This is a genomic window from Solimonas variicoloris DSM 15731, from assembly GCF_000382285.1.
In the GTDB taxonomy this organism is placed as follows: Bacteria; Pseudomonadota; Gammaproteobacteria; order Nevskiales; family Nevskiaceae; genus Solimonas; species Solimonas variicoloris.
Genome location: NZ_KB907925.1, coordinates 149,990 through 166,552, shown reverse-complemented (window position 1 = coordinate 166,552; position 16,563 = coordinate 149,990). Strand labels below are relative to the sequence as shown.

General features: G+C 69.9%; 13 protein-coding genes. 7 read left to right on the top strand and 6 right to left on the bottom strand.

Going from position 1 to position 16,563, the window contains the following annotated elements:
- Positions 1-32: 32 nt before the first annotated feature.
- From aroK to H149_RS0100845, 3 genes are read left to right on the top strand one after another with little or no spacing between them, the layout of a single operon-like run.
- Positions 33-572 (top strand): shikimate kinase AroK, encoded by a 540-nt coding sequence (aroK, locus tag H149_RS0100855; RefSeq protein ID WP_020647829.1) that lies wholly within the window; start codon positions 33-35, stop codon positions 570-572.
- A gap of 32 nt (positions 573-604) precedes the next feature.
- On the top strand, positions 605-1,696 hold the full coding sequence (gene aroB / locus H149_RS0100850) for a 3-dehydroquinate synthase (RefSeq protein WP_020647828.1): 1,092 nt from the start codon (positions 605-607) through the stop codon (positions 1,694-1,696).
- Positions 1,697-1,700: 4 nt separating this feature from the next.
- Positions 1,701-2,855, top strand: a complete 1,155-nt coding sequence (locus H149_RS0100845; protein ID WP_020647827.1) for a deoxyguanosinetriphosphate triphosphohydrolase — start codon at positions 1,701-1,703, stop codon at positions 2,853-2,855.
- Positions 2,856-2,904: 49 nt separating this feature from the next.
- On the opposite strand, the gene H149_RS0100840 is transcribed toward H149_RS0100845, so the two are convergent.
- The 4 genes from H149_RS0100840 to H149_RS19235 form a co-directional block, all read right to left on the bottom strand.
- Positions 2,905-5,007, bottom strand: coding sequence for a S8 family serine peptidase (locus H149_RS0100840; RefSeq protein WP_020647826.1), 2,103 nt, complete (start codon positions 5,005-5,007; stop codon positions 2,905-2,907).
- A 112-nt stretch (positions 5,008-5,119) separates the two neighbouring features.
- Positions 5,120-6,115, bottom strand: a complete 996-nt coding sequence (locus tag H149_RS21860; RefSeq protein WP_083930715.1) for a YXWGXW repeat-containing protein — start codon at positions 6,113-6,115, stop codon at positions 5,120-5,122.
- Between the two features lie 121 nt (positions 6,116-6,236).
- Positions 6,237-6,656 (bottom strand): PIN domain-containing protein, encoded by a 420-nt coding sequence (locus tag H149_RS0100830; RefSeq protein WP_020647825.1) that lies wholly within the window; start codon positions 6,654-6,656, stop codon positions 6,237-6,239.
- Between the two features lie 10 nt (positions 6,657-6,666).
- Entirely contained in the window at positions 6,667-6,927 is a 261-nt protein-coding gene (locus tag H149_RS19235; protein ID WP_020647824.1) for a type II toxin-antitoxin system Phd/YefM family antitoxin, read from the bottom strand.
- 214 nt (positions 6,928-7,141) lie between these two features.
- On the opposite strand from H149_RS19235, the gene gltB reads away from it, so the two are divergent.
- The gene (gltB, locus tag H149_RS0100820; RefSeq protein WP_020647823.1) at positions 7,142-11,611 is read left to right on the top strand and encodes a glutamate synthase large subunit; all 4,470 of its coding nucleotides are present in this window, start codon (positions 7,142-7,144) and stop codon (positions 11,609-11,611) included.
- Positions 11,612-11,642: 31 nt separating this feature from the next.
- Positions 11,643-13,091 (top strand): FAD-dependent oxidoreductase, encoded by a 1,449-nt coding sequence (locus H149_RS0100815; protein ID WP_020647822.1) that lies wholly within the window; start codon positions 11,643-11,645, stop codon positions 13,089-13,091.
- A gap of 213 nt (positions 13,092-13,304) precedes the next feature.
- On the opposite strand, the gene H149_RS19230 is transcribed toward H149_RS0100815, so the two are convergent.
- Both H149_RS19230 and H149_RS0100805 read right to left on the bottom strand, forming a co-directional pair.
- Positions 13,305-13,898 carry a phosphatase PAP2 family protein gene (locus H149_RS19230; protein ID WP_020647821.1) on the bottom strand — a complete coding sequence of 198 codons (594 nt, stop codon included), beginning with the start codon at positions 13,896-13,898 and terminating at the stop codon, positions 13,305-13,307.
- Positions 13,899-13,967: 69 nt separating this feature from the next.
- Entirely contained in the window at positions 13,968-14,633 is a 666-nt protein-coding gene (locus H149_RS0100805; RefSeq protein ID WP_020647820.1) for a hypothetical protein, read from the bottom strand.
- Between the two features lie 130 nt (positions 14,634-14,763).
- Here H149_RS0100805 and H149_RS0100800 point away from each other — a divergent pair, with 130 nt between their 5' ends.
- Both H149_RS0100800 and H149_RS0100795 read left to right on the top strand, forming a co-directional pair.
- Positions 14,764-15,927 (top strand): sensor histidine kinase, encoded by a 1,164-nt coding sequence (locus H149_RS0100800; protein ID WP_020647819.1) that lies wholly within the window; start codon positions 14,764-14,766, stop codon positions 15,925-15,927.
- On the top strand, positions 15,924-16,562 hold the full coding sequence (locus H149_RS0100795; RefSeq protein ID WP_020647818.1) for a response regulator: 639 nt from the start codon (positions 15,924-15,926) through the stop codon (positions 16,560-16,562). Before H149_RS0100800 ends, H149_RS0100795 begins: the two co-directional genes overlap by 4 nt.
- The last annotated feature ends 1 nt before the right edge of the window (position 16,563 follow it).

Sequence of the window (16,563 nt, the reverse complement as noted above, 5' to 3'; positions counted from 1 at the left end):
CGCCGCCCGGTTCCGTCCGACGCTCACCCCGCATGCGCATTGCCAGCTGCCGCAACATCTTCCTGGTCGGCCCGATGGGGGCCGGCAAGACCACGATCGGTCGGCGTCTCGCCGAGCTGCGCCTGCTGCATTTCGTCGACAGCGATCACGAGATCGAGTCGCGCACCGGCGTCGACATCCCGTACATCTTCGAGAAGGAAGGCGAGGCCGGCTTTCGCCGCCGCGAGAAGCAGGTGATCGCCGATCTCGTGCTGCAGCAGGACATCGTCCTGTCGACCGGTGGCGGCGCGGTGCTCGATGCCGACAATCGGCGCGCGCTCGCCGCGCACGGTTTCGTCGTCTACCTGCACGCCAGCGTCGAGCAGCAGCTGGTGCGTACTGCGCGGGCCGACAATCGCCCGCTGCTGCAGAACGCCGCCGATCGCCGCGCCGTGCTCAGCCAGCTGCTCGCCGTTCGCGATCCCCTGTACCGCGAGATCGCCGATCTGGTGCTGCCGACCGATGGACGCAGCGCCAAGGGCCTCGTGCACGAGATCGTGCAGCAGCTCGATCGGATGCCAACGCCCATTTGATACGATGCGCGCCGCCGCCAGCCCCCGCGAACATGGACACTCTCGACGTCGAACTCGGCCCGCGCCGCTATCCCATCCACATCGGCGCCGGCCTGCTGCGCCAGGCCGCGCTGTACGGCGAGGCCACGCAGCGGCCGCTGCGTCTGATCACCGACGAACACGTCGCCGCACACTACCTGCCGGTCGTGCGCGAGACGCTGCGGCTCGGCGACACGCAGGTGCTCGTGCTGCCGGCCGGCGAAGCGACCAAGACGCTGGCGAGCGTCGAACGCGTCATGGACTGGCTGCTGGCGACGCGGCTGCCGCGCGACGGCTGGCTGGTCGCGCTCGGCGGCGGCGTGGTCGGCGACCTCGCCGGCTTCTGCGCGTCGATCTACCAGCGCGGCGTCGACTTCATCCAGATCCCGACCACGCTGCTCGCGCAGGTCGACTCCTCGGTCGGCGGCAAGACCGGCGTCAATCACCCGCGCGGCAAGAACATGATCGGCGCTTTCCACCAGCCGCGGCTGGTGCTCGCCGATACCGACACGCTGAAGACGCTGCCGCCGCGCGAGCTTGGCGCCGGCCTCGCCGAAGTCATCAAGTACGGCATGCTCGGTGACGCCGCGTTCCTCGGCTGGCTCGAGGAAAATCTCGATGCACTGCGCCGTCTCGACGAGGCGGCGCTGCGCTACGCGATCCGCCGCAGCTGCGAAATGAAGGCGGCGATCGTCGCGCAGGACGAGCGCGAATCGCTGGCCGGCGGCGCCGGGCCGCGCGCGCTGCTCAATCTCGGCCACACCTTCGCGCACGCGATCGAGACCTACACGCACTACACCGCGTGGCTGCACGGCGAGGCGGTTGCCACCGGCCTGTGCATGGCGGCCGACCTGTCGGCGCGCCTCGGCTGGATCAGTACCGACGAAGCGCGGCGCTGCGAACAGCTGATCGCGCGCGCCGGTCTGCCGGTGCGGCCACCGGCCGGCATGCGCGCCGACGATTTCCGCGCGCTGATGAGCCTCGACAAGAAGGTCGCGAGCGGCAAGCTGCGTCTGATCCTGTTGCGGCGGCTCGGCGAGGCGGTGGTCAGCGCCGACTTCGACGCGGCCGCGCTCGACGCGACGCTGGCGCACTACAGCGCCTGAGCGCATGCCGACCGAGCTCGCGCCCTACGCCGCCGACGAGACGCGTTCGCGCGGCCGCCGGCACGACGAAGGCGGTTCTGGCCATCGCAGCCAGTACCAGCGCGACCGCGACCGCATCATCCATTCGGCCGCGTTCCGCCGTCTCGAATACAAGACGCAGGTCTTCGTCAATCACGAGGGCGATCTGTTCCGCACGCGGCTGACGCACTCGGTCGAGGTCGCGCAGATCGCGCGCACGATCGCGCGCAGCCTGCGCCTGCACGAAGATCTGTGCGAGGCGGTGTCGCTCGCGCATGATCTCGGCCACACGCCGTTCGGCCACGCCGGCCAGGACGCGCTCGACGCCTGCATGAAGCCCTATGGCGGGTTCGAGCACAACGCGCAGTCCCTGCGTGTGGTCGACGAGCTCGAGGACAAGTACGCCGAGTTCCGCGGCCTGAACCTGATGTTCGAGACGCGCGAGGGCATCCTCAAGCACTGCTCGAAGGCGCGCGCCGCGCAGCTCGGCGAGGTCGCCGAGCGCTTCCTGACCAAGCGCCAGACCACGCTCGAAGCGCAGCTCGCCAACCGCGCCGACGAGATCGCCTACAACAACCACGACATCGACGACGGCCTGCGCGCGCGCCTGTTGACGATCGAGCAGCTGCGCAGCGTCTCGCTGTTCCGCCGCCACCACGACGAGGTGCTGGCGCGCTACGGCGCGATCACGCCGAAGCAGCAGCGGCACGAGACGACGCGACGCATCATCAACACCCTGGTCGTCGATCTGATCACGCATACGCAGCGCACGCTCGCCGAAGCGCGCATCGAAACGCTCGACGACGTGCGCGCGCAGCCGCTGCCCTTGATCAGCTTCTCGCCGGCGATTCGCGCCGAGAACGACGAGCTCAAGCGCTTTCTCTACGAACAGCTGTACCGTCACCATCAGGTCTACCGCATGATGGTGAAGGCCAAGCGCGTCATTCACGCGCTGTTCGAAGCCTTCATCGGCGACCCCAAGCTGCTGCCGCCGGACTTTCATGCCGAGGCGATCCGCCTCGAAGCCGATGAAGGCGAGCATGGCCGCGCCCGCGTGGTCGCCGACTACATCGCCGGCATGACCGACCGCTACGCGCTCGACGAACACGAGCGCCTGTTCGATCCGCGACGTCTGCGCTGAAGGCGTCGCGCAGCGCGCCGCCGCATTGCGCCGGCGCGCTGCGCGTTTCTCAACGCGCCCGACGGCGGCGCACGAGCAGCACGCGCCAGAGGCCGCCGCCGAGCAGCACGAACAGCGAGCCGAGCGTCCACGCGCCGCCGCCATCGTCGTGCCACGCATCCCAGTACGCGTCGGTCGAGTTGCGGTAGCCGGTATAGCCGCCGGCGCTGGTGTAGGCCTGCACCGTGTAGCCGCGCGCACTGGCCTGGTCGTAATCGACGACGGTCAGAAAGTAAGTGCCCGGCCGTGGATCGCGAATGTTGACGAACTCGTCGCCGCCGGGCGCGGCGCCGACCTGGGCGTCCGGCACGTCGTAGACGTACGGGCCGGAATCCGCCAGACCGATGCTGTAGCCGGCCGGCTGGCCGTAGCCGACCAGCAGGTCGAGATCGTTGCTGCCCTGCACGCGCAGCGTCAGCGTGTCCTGGCCCTGTGGCAGTGCGTCCAGCGTGAACGCGTAGGTGTGGAATTCGTCGTAGGCGTCGCGGCCGATCGTCGCCTGCACCGGCACGCCGTTGGCGAGTGGACCGAATGGCACCGAGGCGTGGCGCGTCGCGGCGTAACCGCCGGCGTCGCTCAGCGCCAGCTCGAAGTCGAGGCGCCGGTAGCCGTCGAGATCGGCCGGCACCGTCACCGTGAAATCGGCGCTGCGCCGTTCGCCGGCGGCGAGGTCGCCGAAGGCGAGCGGCGTGTCGGCGACGACGAGCCCGCTGTCGCTCGACAGCACTCCGCGCACGTTGTGCGCCGCTTGCCACAGGTTCTCGATCGTCACGCGCACGACCGTCGTCTCGCCGGGATCGAGCGCGCCGTTGCCGTCCGGGTCGACCCGCAACGCGCGCAGCAGCAGCGCCGGGCGCGGCGCGAGATCGAGCGCCTGCGGAGCGTCGAGGCGGCCCGCGGCGGTGCGCGCGGCGACGCCGTCGCCGGCATCGGCGCCCTCGACGAGGCGGCCGACGATCTCGCGGTAATCGGCGTCCGGATGGACCATCCAGGTCAGTGCGGCGAGACCGGCGGCGTGCGCGGCGGCGAACGAGCTGCCGCTGACGCCGGGATCGATCTGGTAGCCGCCGATGGTGGTGCTGGCGATCTGCAGGCCGGGGGCGGCGACCGGGACGCGGGTTGCGCCGTAGCTGCTGAAGCTGGCGATCTGGTCCTGGCGGTTGGTCGCGGCCACCGCCAGCACGTTCGGCAGATCGTAGTTCGCCGGGTATGAGAGCCGCGACTGGTCGATGTCGGCGTCCTCGTTGCCGGCGGCCGTGACCACCAGGATGCCGGCGTCGCCGAGCTCGGCGATCGCGTCGTGTTCGGCCTGCGAGTAGAACGGCGAGGCGAAGCCGGCGTTGATGATGCGCGCGCCGTGCGTGCGCGCGTAATCGAACGCGGCGATCTCGCTGGCGGTGTCGAAGTCGAACTGCAGTGGCATCAGGCCGACATGCCAGGCGACGCCGGCGACGCCGATGCCGTTGTCGCCGACCGCGCCGATGATGCCGGCGCTGAGCGTGCCGTGGACCTGCCAGGACGCATCCGGATTCGGGTCGCTGTCGTTGTTGTCGAAGTCGTAGCCCGGCACCAGATTGGCGACCAGATCCGGATGGCGGGTATCGACGCCGTCATCGACGATCGCGACGATCACCGAGCCGTCGCCGCTGCGGTCGGCGCTGCCGTCGCCGTCGTGATCCCAGGCCGTGCTCAGGCCGAGATCGGCGCCCGGCACGCCGGGCGCACCGCCGTCGACCTGGTTCGGCTGGCCGCTGTTGAGCAGCGCCCACTGCTCGGCGAAGTACGGGTCCGAAGGCTGCACCGCCTTGCGCTGCTTGAGATAGTTCGGCTCGGCATAGGCGACCGCCGGGTCGGCGCGCAGCAGCGCCAGCGCGTCCTCGACGCGCAGCATCGACGGCAGCCGCAGGCTCTCGGCGCGACCGCCGCGCAGGCTGCGCTTGGTCTGCAGGCCGAGGCGCTGCAGGTGCGCGGCGCCAGCCGTCGCGCCGGGCTTCCATCCGACGATGACTTCGTCGCCGCGATAGTCCGGCGCGAGCGTGGACGGCAGGCGCGCGGCGTGGGCCGAGGTGCTGCCGGCGGCCAGCAGCAGGGCCGTGATCAGGTATCGGTTCATCGAAAGGCTCCCTGGTCGTTCGCGGTTCGCGAGGTGCCCAGCTTACGGCGCCGGCGGCGGTTCGCATGTTGCGCCGTGTATCGCCGCGTGACGCCGGCCGCCGGCGCCGCCGTCAGTGCCCGTCCTGGCGGCGGTTCGACTCGCGCGGCTGCATCGGATTGCCGTGCGGCCGCTGCGGCTCGCCGCGCGGCATCTGCGGCTGCGGCGCGCTGGCCGGCGGCCGCGTGTCGCGGCCTGGCTCGCGCGGCGGGACCGGCGCCGGGAACGGACGCGTCGGCATGCTCGTCGGGCGATGGGTTTGCGGCTCGCGGTCGCGCGGCGGCGGCCCATTGCCGGGCGCCTCGCGCGGTGCCGGCGCCGGCCGGCCGCTGCCGTCGTCGCCCGGTGTCGGGCGCGGCCGTTGCTGCCACGGGCTCTCCGGCTGCGGGCGTTCCCGATCCGGCGCCGTCCGCGGGCCGCGTTCGGCCGGCACGACCAGGCGGGGATCGCGGCGCGCTTCGCTTTCACGGCGGCGCTGTTCGGCGGTGGCTTCGACATGGGCCTGGCGGGCGTAGGCCTCGTCGTCGCGGCTCGGGCGGGCGCGCGTGCCGCCGTCGCCGCCGTTGAAGCTGACGCGGCCAGTCGTGACGCGGTCGAGCTCGCCGTCGCGATAGACGTTGCGCACGCGGGTCACGTCGACGCGATTGACGATCTGGTTGTAGTAGAAGACGTCGCCGCGCCAGTAACCGCCGTAATAACCGCTGCCCGGGTAGCCGTAGCCGTAGTTGATGCCGCCGTAGTAGCCGACGCGCGGGCCCCAGTAGCCGGGCTCCCAGGTGTAGTAGCCGCCACGCCAGACCCAGTAGCCCGGCGTCCACAGCATGCCGACCGGCGCCAGCACCCAGGCGCCGGGCACCCAGTAATAGGCGTCGCCGTTCCAGGCCCAGTAGCCGGGCGTCCACACGTAGCCGGGGCCCGGGCACCACGGCTGCTCGTAGACCGGTAGCGGCGGCGGGCCGACGTCGACCGAAATGAAGACGGAGGTCCCGGCGGTGGCGGCGCGCGGCGCGAACAGCGCGGCCGCGAGCAGCAAGGCCAGGAAAGAAAGGATGCGACGTGAAGCGGACATGGTGCGGGGCCCTCTGGGCAGCTGTCGGCACGCTACGGCAGTGCACTGAATGGCAAATGAAGACGGACATTTCTTTACAAGCGCCGCCGTGCCGCCGCACTGACGCCGCTCAAGGCCCGGCTCAGGGCCGGAACCAGTCCTCGACGCGCAGGCCGGCGAGGCCGGCGAAGGCGCTGGCGCTGCGTGTCACCAACGCCAGCTCATGGGTCGCGGCGATCGCCGCCAGCTGGCCGTCGAGCGAGGACCAGCCGCGGCGCGCGCGTTCGCGCTCGTTGCGCGCCAGCCACAGCGCCGAATCGCCGTCGAACGGCAGGGTCGCCGGTCCGGAGGCCAGCAACTCGGTCGCGAAGGCCTGCAGCTGCTGGCGCCGTTCGCCTTCATGCATCAGCTCCAGGCCGCGCAGCAGGGCGTAGCTGGCCGGCGCGGCGATCGCGCACAGCGCCTGACGCTGTTCGAACAGCGTGAAGACGCGGCGGTTGCCGTTGGGCCGCGTCAGTTCGGCCAGCACCGGCAGGTCGAGCAGATAGGCGAGCTTGGCCATGCGCGGGGGCTCAGATGTCGCGCCAGCGCTCGAGCTCGGCGGCGCTGATGCCCTCGATGCCGGCCGGCAGCTGCTCGCGCCAGTTGCGCGCCCAGGCGGCGAAGTCGACGGCCGCGGCGGCGGCCGCACGCAGGCGTGCGTACTCGGCTTCCGAGAGCAGGACCGCGACCGGCTGGCCGCGCCGCGTGACCTGCACCGGCTGGCCTTCCTCGGCCTCGTACAGCAGCTCGGTCAGGCGGTTCTTGGCGTCGGCGATGGAGACGGCTTTCATGGGCGGCCCTGCGCGTGCACTCCGCAGATGGCTATTTAGATGGCCATTTTATAGCGCGCCAAGTAATTGATTCAAATGGGCGCAATTCTCCCTGTCGGTTTTTCCCCCGGCTTCGCTTGCGGCGCGGGCCGGCGCTCCTTATGGTCCGCTCCCCGCAACCGTTTGCGGGCCGCCGGCGTGCGTGCGCGCCGGATTTCATCCAGGAGCAAGCCTTATGTTCGACAGCCAGCCCGTCGGCCTCTACCGGCCGGAATTCGAGAAGGACAGCTGCGGTTTCGGCCTGATCGCCCACATGGACGACCAGCCTTCGCACAAGCTCGTGCAGACCGCGATCACGGCGCTGGCCCGCATGACGCACCGCGGCGCGGTCGCCGCCGACGGCAAGACCGGTGACGGCTGCGGCCTGCTGATGAAGAAGCCGGACAAGTTCCTGCGCAAGGTCGCCGCCGAACTCGGCTTCGATCTCGGTTCCGGCGACTACTGTGCCGGCAACATTTTCTTCTCGCAGGACGCCGCCCGGCGCGAGCGCGCCCGCGCGATCCTCAAGGAAAGCCTCGAGCTGCAGGGTCTGAAGCTCGTCGGCTTCCGCGCGGTGCCGACCGACAACGCCGCGCTCGGCGAAGAAGCGATGAAGAGCGTGCCGGTCGTCGAGCAGGTGTTCGTCACCGCGCCCGGCGAGCTGCACAAGTTCGCGTTCGAGCTGAAGCTGTACAAGGCCCGTCGCCGCACCGAGAAGCTGGTCGCCGCCGAAGGCGACGCCGAGTTCTACATCACGCACCTGTCGTGCCGCGTGCTGGTCTACAAGGGCCTGGTGATGCCCGAGTACCTGCCGACCTTCTTTCCGGATCTGGCGAGCCCGGAGCTGGAATCGTCGATGTGCGTGTTCCACCAGCGCTTCTCGACCAACACGCTGCCGCAGTGGCGGCTGTGCCATCCGTTCCGCTATCTGGCGCACAACGGCGAGATCAACACCATTTCCGGCAACCGCAAGTGGGCGCTGGCGCGCGCCAAGAAGTTCCAGTGCGAAGCGCTGCCGGACATCGAGGAGATCGCGCCGCTGGTGAGCATGTCGGGCTCCGACTCGCAGTCGCTCGACAACATGCTCGAAGTGCTGCTCGCCGGCGGCATGGACATCTTCGCCGCGCTGCGCGCGCTGATTCCGCCGGCCTGGCAGAACGTCGAGGATCTCGATTCCGACGTGCGCGCGTTCTACGAGTACAACTCGGTCAACATGGAGCCGTGGGACGGCCCGGCCGGCGTCGTCATCACCGACGGCCGCTACGCCGCCTGCTGCCTCGACCGCAACGGCCTGCGCCCGGCGCGCTACGTCATCACCACCGACCGTCACATCGTGCTCGCCTCGGAAATCGGCGTGCACGACTTCAAGACCCAGGACGTCGTCGAGAAGGGCCGCCTGCGTCCGGGCGAGATCCTCGCCGTCGACACCGAGTCCGGCGCGCTGCTGCGTCCGGAAGACATCGACAAGATGCTGGCCGCGCGCAAGCCGTATAAGCAGTGGCTGAAGTCGAAGATGAAGCGCGTCGAGGCCTCGCTGTCCGACGATCCGAACTCGCTCGACGTGATGCCGCCGGATACGGTCGCGACCTATCACAAGATGTTCCAGCTGACCTTCGAGGAACGCGACCAGGTGCTGCGGCCGTCCGCCGAGGCCGGCCAGGAAGCGGTCGGCTCGATGGGCGACGACACGCCGTTCGCGGTGCTGTCGGAGCGGCCGCGCTCGCTGTACGACTACTTCCGGCAGATGTTCGCGCAGGTCACCAACCCGCCGATCGATCCGCTGCGCGAGCAGATCGTGATGTCGCTCGAGTGCCAGCTCGGCGCCGAGAAGGGCATGTTCGAGGAGACGCCGGAACGCGCCGCGCGTCTGCTGATCGATTCGCCGGTGCTGTCGGAAGCCAAGTTCAAGAAGCTGCTGGCGATCGGCAACGAGGATCCGGCCTTCGCCAGCCACATCCTCGACCTCAACTACGATCCGGCGCTCGGCCTCGAAGCGGCCGTCACCCACCTGTGCGAGGAAGCGGCGGCCGCGGTGCGGACCGGCAAGGTCGTGCTGGTGCTGTCGGATCGCGCGATCGAGCGCGGCAAGCTGCCGATGCATGCGCTGCTCGCGGTCGGTGCGGTCAACAACTATCTGGTCCACGAAGGTCTGCGCTGCGACTGCAACATCGTCGTCGAGACCGCGACCGCGCGCGATCCGCACCAGTTCGCCTGCCTGATCGGCTACGGCGCGTCGTGCATCTACCCGTACCTCGCTTACGCGACGCTCTATGAAATGGTCCGCTCGGGCCAGATCAAGAACAAGCCGGTCGAGGCGCTCGCGCAGTCGTATCGCAAGGGCATCAACAAGGGCCTCTACAAGATCATCTCGAAGATGGGCATCAGCACCATCTCGAGCTACCGCGGCGCGCAGCTGTTCGAGATCGTCGGCCTGTCCGACGAGGTCGTCGAGCGCTGCTTCGCCGACACCGTGTCGCGCATCCAGGGTGCGCGCTTCGTCGATCTGCAGTCGGAGCAGCAGGAGCTCGCCGATGTCGCCTGGAGCGCGCGCAAGCCGATCGAGCAGGGCGGCCTCTACAAGTTCATCTACGGCGGCGAGTATCACGCCTACAACCCGGACGTCATCGCCACGCTGCAGAAGGCGGTGAAGACCGGCGACTACGGCGACTACAAGGTCTACGCGCGCCACGTCAACGAGCGCCCGGTGGCGACGATCCGCGACCTGTTCAAGCTCAGGGACGCGCAGCCGGTGCCGATCGAGGAAGTCGAGTCGGTCGAGTCGATCCTCAAGCGCTTCGACTCCGCCGGCATGTCGCTCGGCGCGCTGTCGCCGGAAGCGCACGAGGCGCTGGCGATCGCCATGAACCGCCTCGGCGGCCGCAGCAACTCCGGCGAAGGTGGCGAAGACCCGGTGCGCTACGGCACCGAGAAGATGTCGAAGATCAAGCAGGTCGCGTCCGGCCGCTTCGGCGTCACGCCGGAATACCTGGTCAATGCCGAAGTGCTGCAGATCAAGGTCGCGCAGGGTGCCAAGCCCGGCGAAGGCGGCCAGCTGCCCGGCGACAAGGTCAACGACCAGATCGCCAAGCTGCGCTACGCGCGGCCGGGCGTCGCGCTGATCTCGCCGCCGCCGCATCACGACATCTACTCGATCGAGGACCTCGCGCAGCTGATCTTCGATCTCAAGCAGGTCAATCCGCAGGCGCTGGTCTCGGTCAAGCTGGTGTCCGGCCCCGGCGTCGGCACGATCGCCGCCGGCGTCGCCAAGGCCTACGCCGATCTCATCACCATCTCCGGCTACGACGGCGGCACCGGCGCCTCGCCGCTGAGCTCGGTGAAGTACGCCGGCACGCCGTGGGAACTCGGTCTTTCGGAGACGCACCAGACGCTGCGCATGAACAATCTGCGCGACAAGGTCCGCGTGCAGACCGACGGCGGCCTGAAGACCGGCCTCGACGTCATCAAGGCGGCGATCCTCGGTGCCGAATCGTTCGGTTTCGGCACCGCGCCGATGGTCGCGCTCGGCTGCAAGTACCTGCGCATCTGCCATCTCAACAACTGCGCGACCGGCGTCGCCACGCAGAACCAGACGCTGCGCAGCGAGTTCTTCATCGGCCTGCCGGAAATGGTGATGAACTACTTCCGCTTCGTCGCCGAGGAGACGCGCGAGTGGATGGCGCGGCTCGGCGTGCGCACGATCAAGGAACTGATCGGCCGCACCGATCTGCTCGAAGTGTCGGAAGCGACGACCGGCAAGGCGCGCAATCTCGATCTGTCGCCGATCCTCGAGTCGGCCGGCATGGTGCTGCCGAGCGCGCAGTACTGCATGTTCAACAACGAGCCGTTCGACAAGGGCGAGCTGGCCGAGGCGATGCTGCAGGACTGCCTGCCGGCGATCGAGCACAAGACCGGCGGCATCTTCCACTACTCGGTGTCCAACCGGCACCGCTCGATCGGCGCGCGCCTGTCGGGTGAGATCGCGCGCCGCCACGGCAACCTCGGCATGGCCGACAAGCCGATCACGATCAAGCTCAAGGGCGCGGCCGGTCAGAGCTTCGGCGTCTGGAACGCCGGCGGCCTGCAGCTCGAACTCGAAGGCGACGCCAACGACTACGTCGGCAAGGGCATGGCCGGCGGCCGCATCGTCGTCAAGCCGCCGCGCGGCGCGCGTTACGACACGCGCGAGGCGGCGATCATCGGCAACACCTGTCTGTACGGTGCCACCGGCGGCACGCTGTACGCGGCCGGCATGGCCGGCGAGCGCTTCGCGGTGCGCAACTCCGGCGCACACGCGGTCATCGAGGGCTGCGGCGATCACGGCTGCGAATACATGACCGGCGGCACCGTCGTCATCCTCGGCCGCACCGGCGTCAACTTCGGCGCCGGCATGACCGGCGGCTTCGCCTACGTGCTCGACGAGAAGCGCACCTTCGTCGACCGCTACAACCACGAGCTGATCGACATCCATCGCGTCGTCTCCGAATCGATGGAGGCGCACGAGAACTACCTGCGCAAGCTGGTGCAGGACTACGCCAGCGTCACCGGCTCGAAGTGGGCGCAGACCATCCTCGCCGACTGGGCCGACTACGTCGGCAAGTTCTGGCTGGTCAAGCCGAAGGCGGCCGAGATCGGTTCGCTGATCGATTCCGTGCGCGCCGCCGCGTAAACGCACAGCACCCGAACCAGGAAGAATCCAGATGGGCGCCAAGAACGTCAACCAGTTCCTCGACCTGCCGCGGCAGGATCCGAAGAAAGTCCAGGCCGAAGTCCGCATCCACGACTTCCGCGAGATCTACGGCCATTTCCCCGCCGAGCAGGCCAAGAGCCAGGCCGGCCGCTGCCTGTCCTGCGGCAATCCGTATTGCGAGTGGAAGTGCCCGGTGCACAACTACATCCCGAACTGGCTCAAGCTGGTCGAGGAAGGCAATCTGTTCGCCGCCGCCGAGATGTCGCACCGTACCAACTCGCTGCCGGAGATCTGCGGCCGTGTCTGCCCGCAGGACCGCCTCTGCGAGGGCGCCTGCACGCTCAACGACGGCTTCGGCGCGGTGACGATCGGCTCGATCGAAAAGTACATCTCCGATGAAGCCTTCAAGCAGGGCTGGCGTCCGGACATGTCGAAGGTGAAGTGGACCAAGAAGAAGGTCGCGATCATCGGCGCCGGCCCGGCCGGCCTCGGCTGCGCCGACGTGCTGGTGCGCAACGGCGTCAAGGCCGTGGTGTTCGACAAGTACAGCGAGATCGGCGGCCTGCTGACCTTCGGCATTCCGCCGTTCAAGCTCGAGAAGGAAGTGGTGCAGCGCCGCCGCCAGATTCTCGAAGGCATGGGCGTCGAATTCCGCCTCAACACCGAGATCGGCAAGGACCTCGCGTTCGACGAACTGCTCAAGGACTACGACGCGGTGTTCCTCGGCATGGGCACCTACACCTACATGAAGGGCGACTTCCCGGGCGAGAACCTGCCGGGCGTGTTCGAGGCGCTGCCGTTCCTGATCGCCAACATCAACCGCGTGATGAACCGTGCCAGCGACGCCGATCTCGCCTACGACGTGAAGGGCCAGCGCGTCGTCGTGCTCGGCGGCGGCGACACGGCGATGGACTGCAACCGCACCTCGATCCGCCAGGGCGCCGACAGCGTGATCTGCGCCTATCGCCGCGACGAGGAGAACATGCCGGGCTCCAAGCGCGAAGTCGCCAACGCCAAGGAAGAGGGCGTCGAGTTCCTGTTCAACCGCCTGCCGGTCGAGATCGTCGGCAAGGACAAGGTCGAAGGCGTCAAGGTCGTCTCGACCCAGCTCGGCGCCCCGGACGCGCGCGGCCGCCGCAAGCCGGAAGTGATCGCCGGTTCCGAACAGATCATCCCGGCCGATCGCGTCGTCATCGCCTTCGGCTTCCGGCCGAGCCCGGCGCCGTGGTTCGGCGCGCATGACATCGCGCTGCACGACGACGGCCGCGTCAAGGTCAACGGCGCGACGCTCGCGAAGCGTACTGCGGGCGTTCTGCCGACTGGTCAGTTCAAGTACCAGACCGGCAATCCGAAGGTGTTTGCGGGCGGCGACATGGTCCGCGGCTCGGACCTCGTCGTCACCGCCGTCTTCGAAGGCCGCGAAGCCGCCGAAGGCATCCTCGACTATCTCAAGGTCTGAGGACGCCGAGGTCCGAAAAGCGTGCCGCGGCCCCTGTCGCCGCCGATGGCGGCGGGCATCGATGACGGGGTCCGCGGCTCGGACCTCGTCATCACGGTCGTCATGCAAGGCCGCGAAGCCGCCGAGGCAGCCTCGACGGTTCGAGGGGCTGGGGGCCGTCGGCAGAAAACGCCGCGCAGTGCGCGGCGTTTTTCGTTGGACGCCGTTCAGCGCTCAGCTCGCGCGCGTGCAGAACGGCAGGCCGGTCGCGAAGCGGCGGCCGAATTCGCGCAGCCAGCCTTCGAAGCTGGGATGCCAGTCGAGCAGATGCAGCGTCGCCGCGATCGCCAGAGCCAGCAGCGCCGCCGCCAGATACGGGAAGCGACGCGCGCCGGCCGCTCCGCGCAGCGCGGCGAACGTGGCCAGTGCGGCGCCGCCGATCAGCAGACCGAACACGATCTCGATCGGCGTATGCGCGCCGAGCGCGTAGCGCGACCAGGCGATCGCCGCGACCGCCGCGCTGCCGAGCAGCGTCAGCAGCCCGCGCCGCCACGCCGCGCCGTCGCGCGCCGCGCACAAGGTGATGCCGCCGTACACGAACAGGCTGAAGCCGGCGTGTCCGCTCGGGCTGCGCAGGGCCCAGCCCGGCAGCGGGCAGGCGAGGAAATAACCCTTGAGCAGCGCAATCGTGCCGACGCAGGCCAGCAGGCCGACGAGCCAGGCCAGCGCCGCGCGGCGGCTGCCGGCATGTGCGAGCCAGAGTGCGACGAACAGTGCGAGCAGCGACAGGACGGCGGCATTGCCGAATTCGGTGAGACGCTCGAGCATGCGCGCAGCGTTTGGCAGGAAAGGCTTGGCAGTGTGCACGATGCGCGCCAGCTTCCACCATGCGCTGCCTCACGCAAGCGGCCGCGCTGGCGCGCCATGGCGGCGGCGCAGACGCCAGCCGACTACCAGCGCCGCCGCCAGCGGGCCGAACCAGGCCAGCATCTGCACCGGTCCAGCGTAGGCGGGCAGCAGGCGCCCGAGACCGATGCCAAGAAAGGCGACATGCGTCGCCACGCCGGCGCCGAGCATGCCGCCGTAATGCGCATGCAGCCACCAGCGTGGCTGCGCGCCGCGCGCCACCGCGCGCAGCATCTGCACGCCGGCGTAGAGACCGACGGTGGAAAAGCCGGCCAGCAGCACGGCACCGCGCTGCAGGCCGTACGCGAGCAGCGCCACGGCGGCGGCGAAGTTGAGCCAGGCGAGCGCGCGATGCCAAGGGCCGTGGTAGCGGCGCCAGTCGCCGCGCCAGCGGATCGCCAGCCAGGCGTTCAGGCAGGCGGTCGCGGTGATCAGGCACAGGTACAGCATGAAAACGGCGAACACGACGTCGCCGGCGGCGAGGCGCAGCAGTGCCATCGGCAGCGCCGTGGCGCCGATGCCGATCATCGCCAGCAGGAAGGTGCGGCCGGCGAGGCGGTGCGTCGTGCTGCCCTTGCGGGCGAGGCCGGCGCTCCAGAACGAGAGCAGGGCGAGGCCGCCGATCGCGGCGTGGACGGCGAGCAGGACCGCGTACATGGGGAACTCCGGCTGAGGACGAGGCCAGTGTCGCGATGTCGCGGCGCGCGCGGCAGATGACGAATGTCAGGCGGCGGGGGTGACAAAACTCACCTTCCGCCGCGCCGCGCGGCGATGCGACACTGCGGCCATGCGCGAGCGCTTGCCGATCCACCCGACCGCGTTCCGCGGCGCGCTGTCGCCGCTCAACGTCGCCGCCTACCTGACCTGGAGCGTGCTCGCGTGGAGCGCGGTGCACGCCTTCGTGCGCGACGGCCGCGCGTTCGACGCACAGGTTCTGCTTGGCGCCGCCGGCTCGCTGGCGGTGCTGGCGCTGTTCGTCTGGCGCGATCGCTGCAGCGCCACCGGCGCCGCTCGCGGCGTGCGCCAGCAGCGCCTGATCGTCGCGCAGATTCCCTGCGCGCTGCTCGCCTGCTGGGGCTTGCGCGATGGCCTGCAGCCGATCCTGCTGGTGCTGGTCGCCGCGCAGCTCGCCGCCGTGCAGGGCCCGCGCGCCATCGTCGCCTGGCTGCTGCCCGCCAATCTCGTGCTCGCCGTGATCCTGGCGACGCGCTACGGCTGGCGCGCCGACGTGGCGATCTCGATGGCGTCGATGGCCGGTTTCCAGGCCTTCGCCGCGCTCTGCGCCGGCTATGCCGCCGCCGCCGAGCGCGCGCGCGACGCCGCGCTGCAGGCACAGGCGCAGCTGCAGGCGGCGCAGGTCCTGCTCGCCGAGGGCGCCCGCGGCGACGAGCGGCTGCGACTGTCGCGCGAGCTGCACGACGTCGCCGGCCACAAGCTGACGGCGCTGAAGCTGCATCTGGCGCTGGCAGTGCGCCATCACGCCGACGACGCAACGCTGCGTCTCTGCCGCCAGCTCGCCGACGAGCTGCTGCAGGAAGTGCGCGCGGTGGTCGGCACGCTGCGCCGCGACGAGGGCATCGATCTGCGCAGTGCGATCGCCGCGCTGGCGCTGCCGCTGGCCGGCGCCGGGCCGCGCATCGAGCTGCGCCTCGACGAACAGGTTCACGTCGCCGACCTGCAACGCGCGCAGACGCTGCTGCGCTGCGCCCAGGAAGGCCTGACCAACGCGCTGCGCCACAGCGGCGCGCGGCGCGTGCGCATAAGTCTGCGCGCTGCCGCCGGCGGGCTCGAATTGTGCGTCGAGGACGACGGCCGTGGCCCCGGTGACGCCGCGCCGGGCCACGGGCTGACCGGCATGCGCGAACGGCTCGCGGCGCTCGGCGGCCGGCTCGACTTCGGCCCCGCCGTGTCCGGCGGCACGCTGCTGCGCGTGCAGGTACCGCCGCCATGAGGCGCCTGCGCGTCGCGCTCGGCGACGATCAGGCCCTGGTGCTGAGCGGCCTGGCGGCGCTGCTGCAGGAACTCGGCGGCATCGACATCGTCGTGCAGGCGCGCGACGGCGCCGAGCTGCTGCAGGCCTTGCAGCGCGCAGCGGCCGGGCACGGTGGCGTCGATGTCGTCGTCACCGACGTGCGCATGCCGCGCCACTCCGGCATCGAGGTCGTGCGCGCCTTGCGCGCGCGCGGCGACTACACGCCGGTGCTGCTGCTGACGACCTTCGACGAGCCGGCGCTGCTGCAGGGCGCGCGCGCCGCCGGCGCGCAGGGCTTCATGCTCAAGGATGCCGCACCCGAGGAGCTGAAGCGGGCGATCGAACGCCTCGCCGCCGGCGAAACGCTGCTCGCGCCGGTCAGCACCGCCGGCCTGCCGCTGGCCGCCAGCGACGCGGCGCCGGCGCGTCTCACCGAGCGCGAGATCGACGTGCTGCGGCTGGTCGCCGGCGGCTACTCGAACAAGGAAATCGGCCGCGCGCTCGGCATTTCCGACGGCACCGTACGCAATCACCTGAGCGAGATCCTCGCGCGCCTCGACGCGCGCGATCGCACGCACGCGGTGATGAAGGCGCTGGCGGCGCGGCTGATCTGAG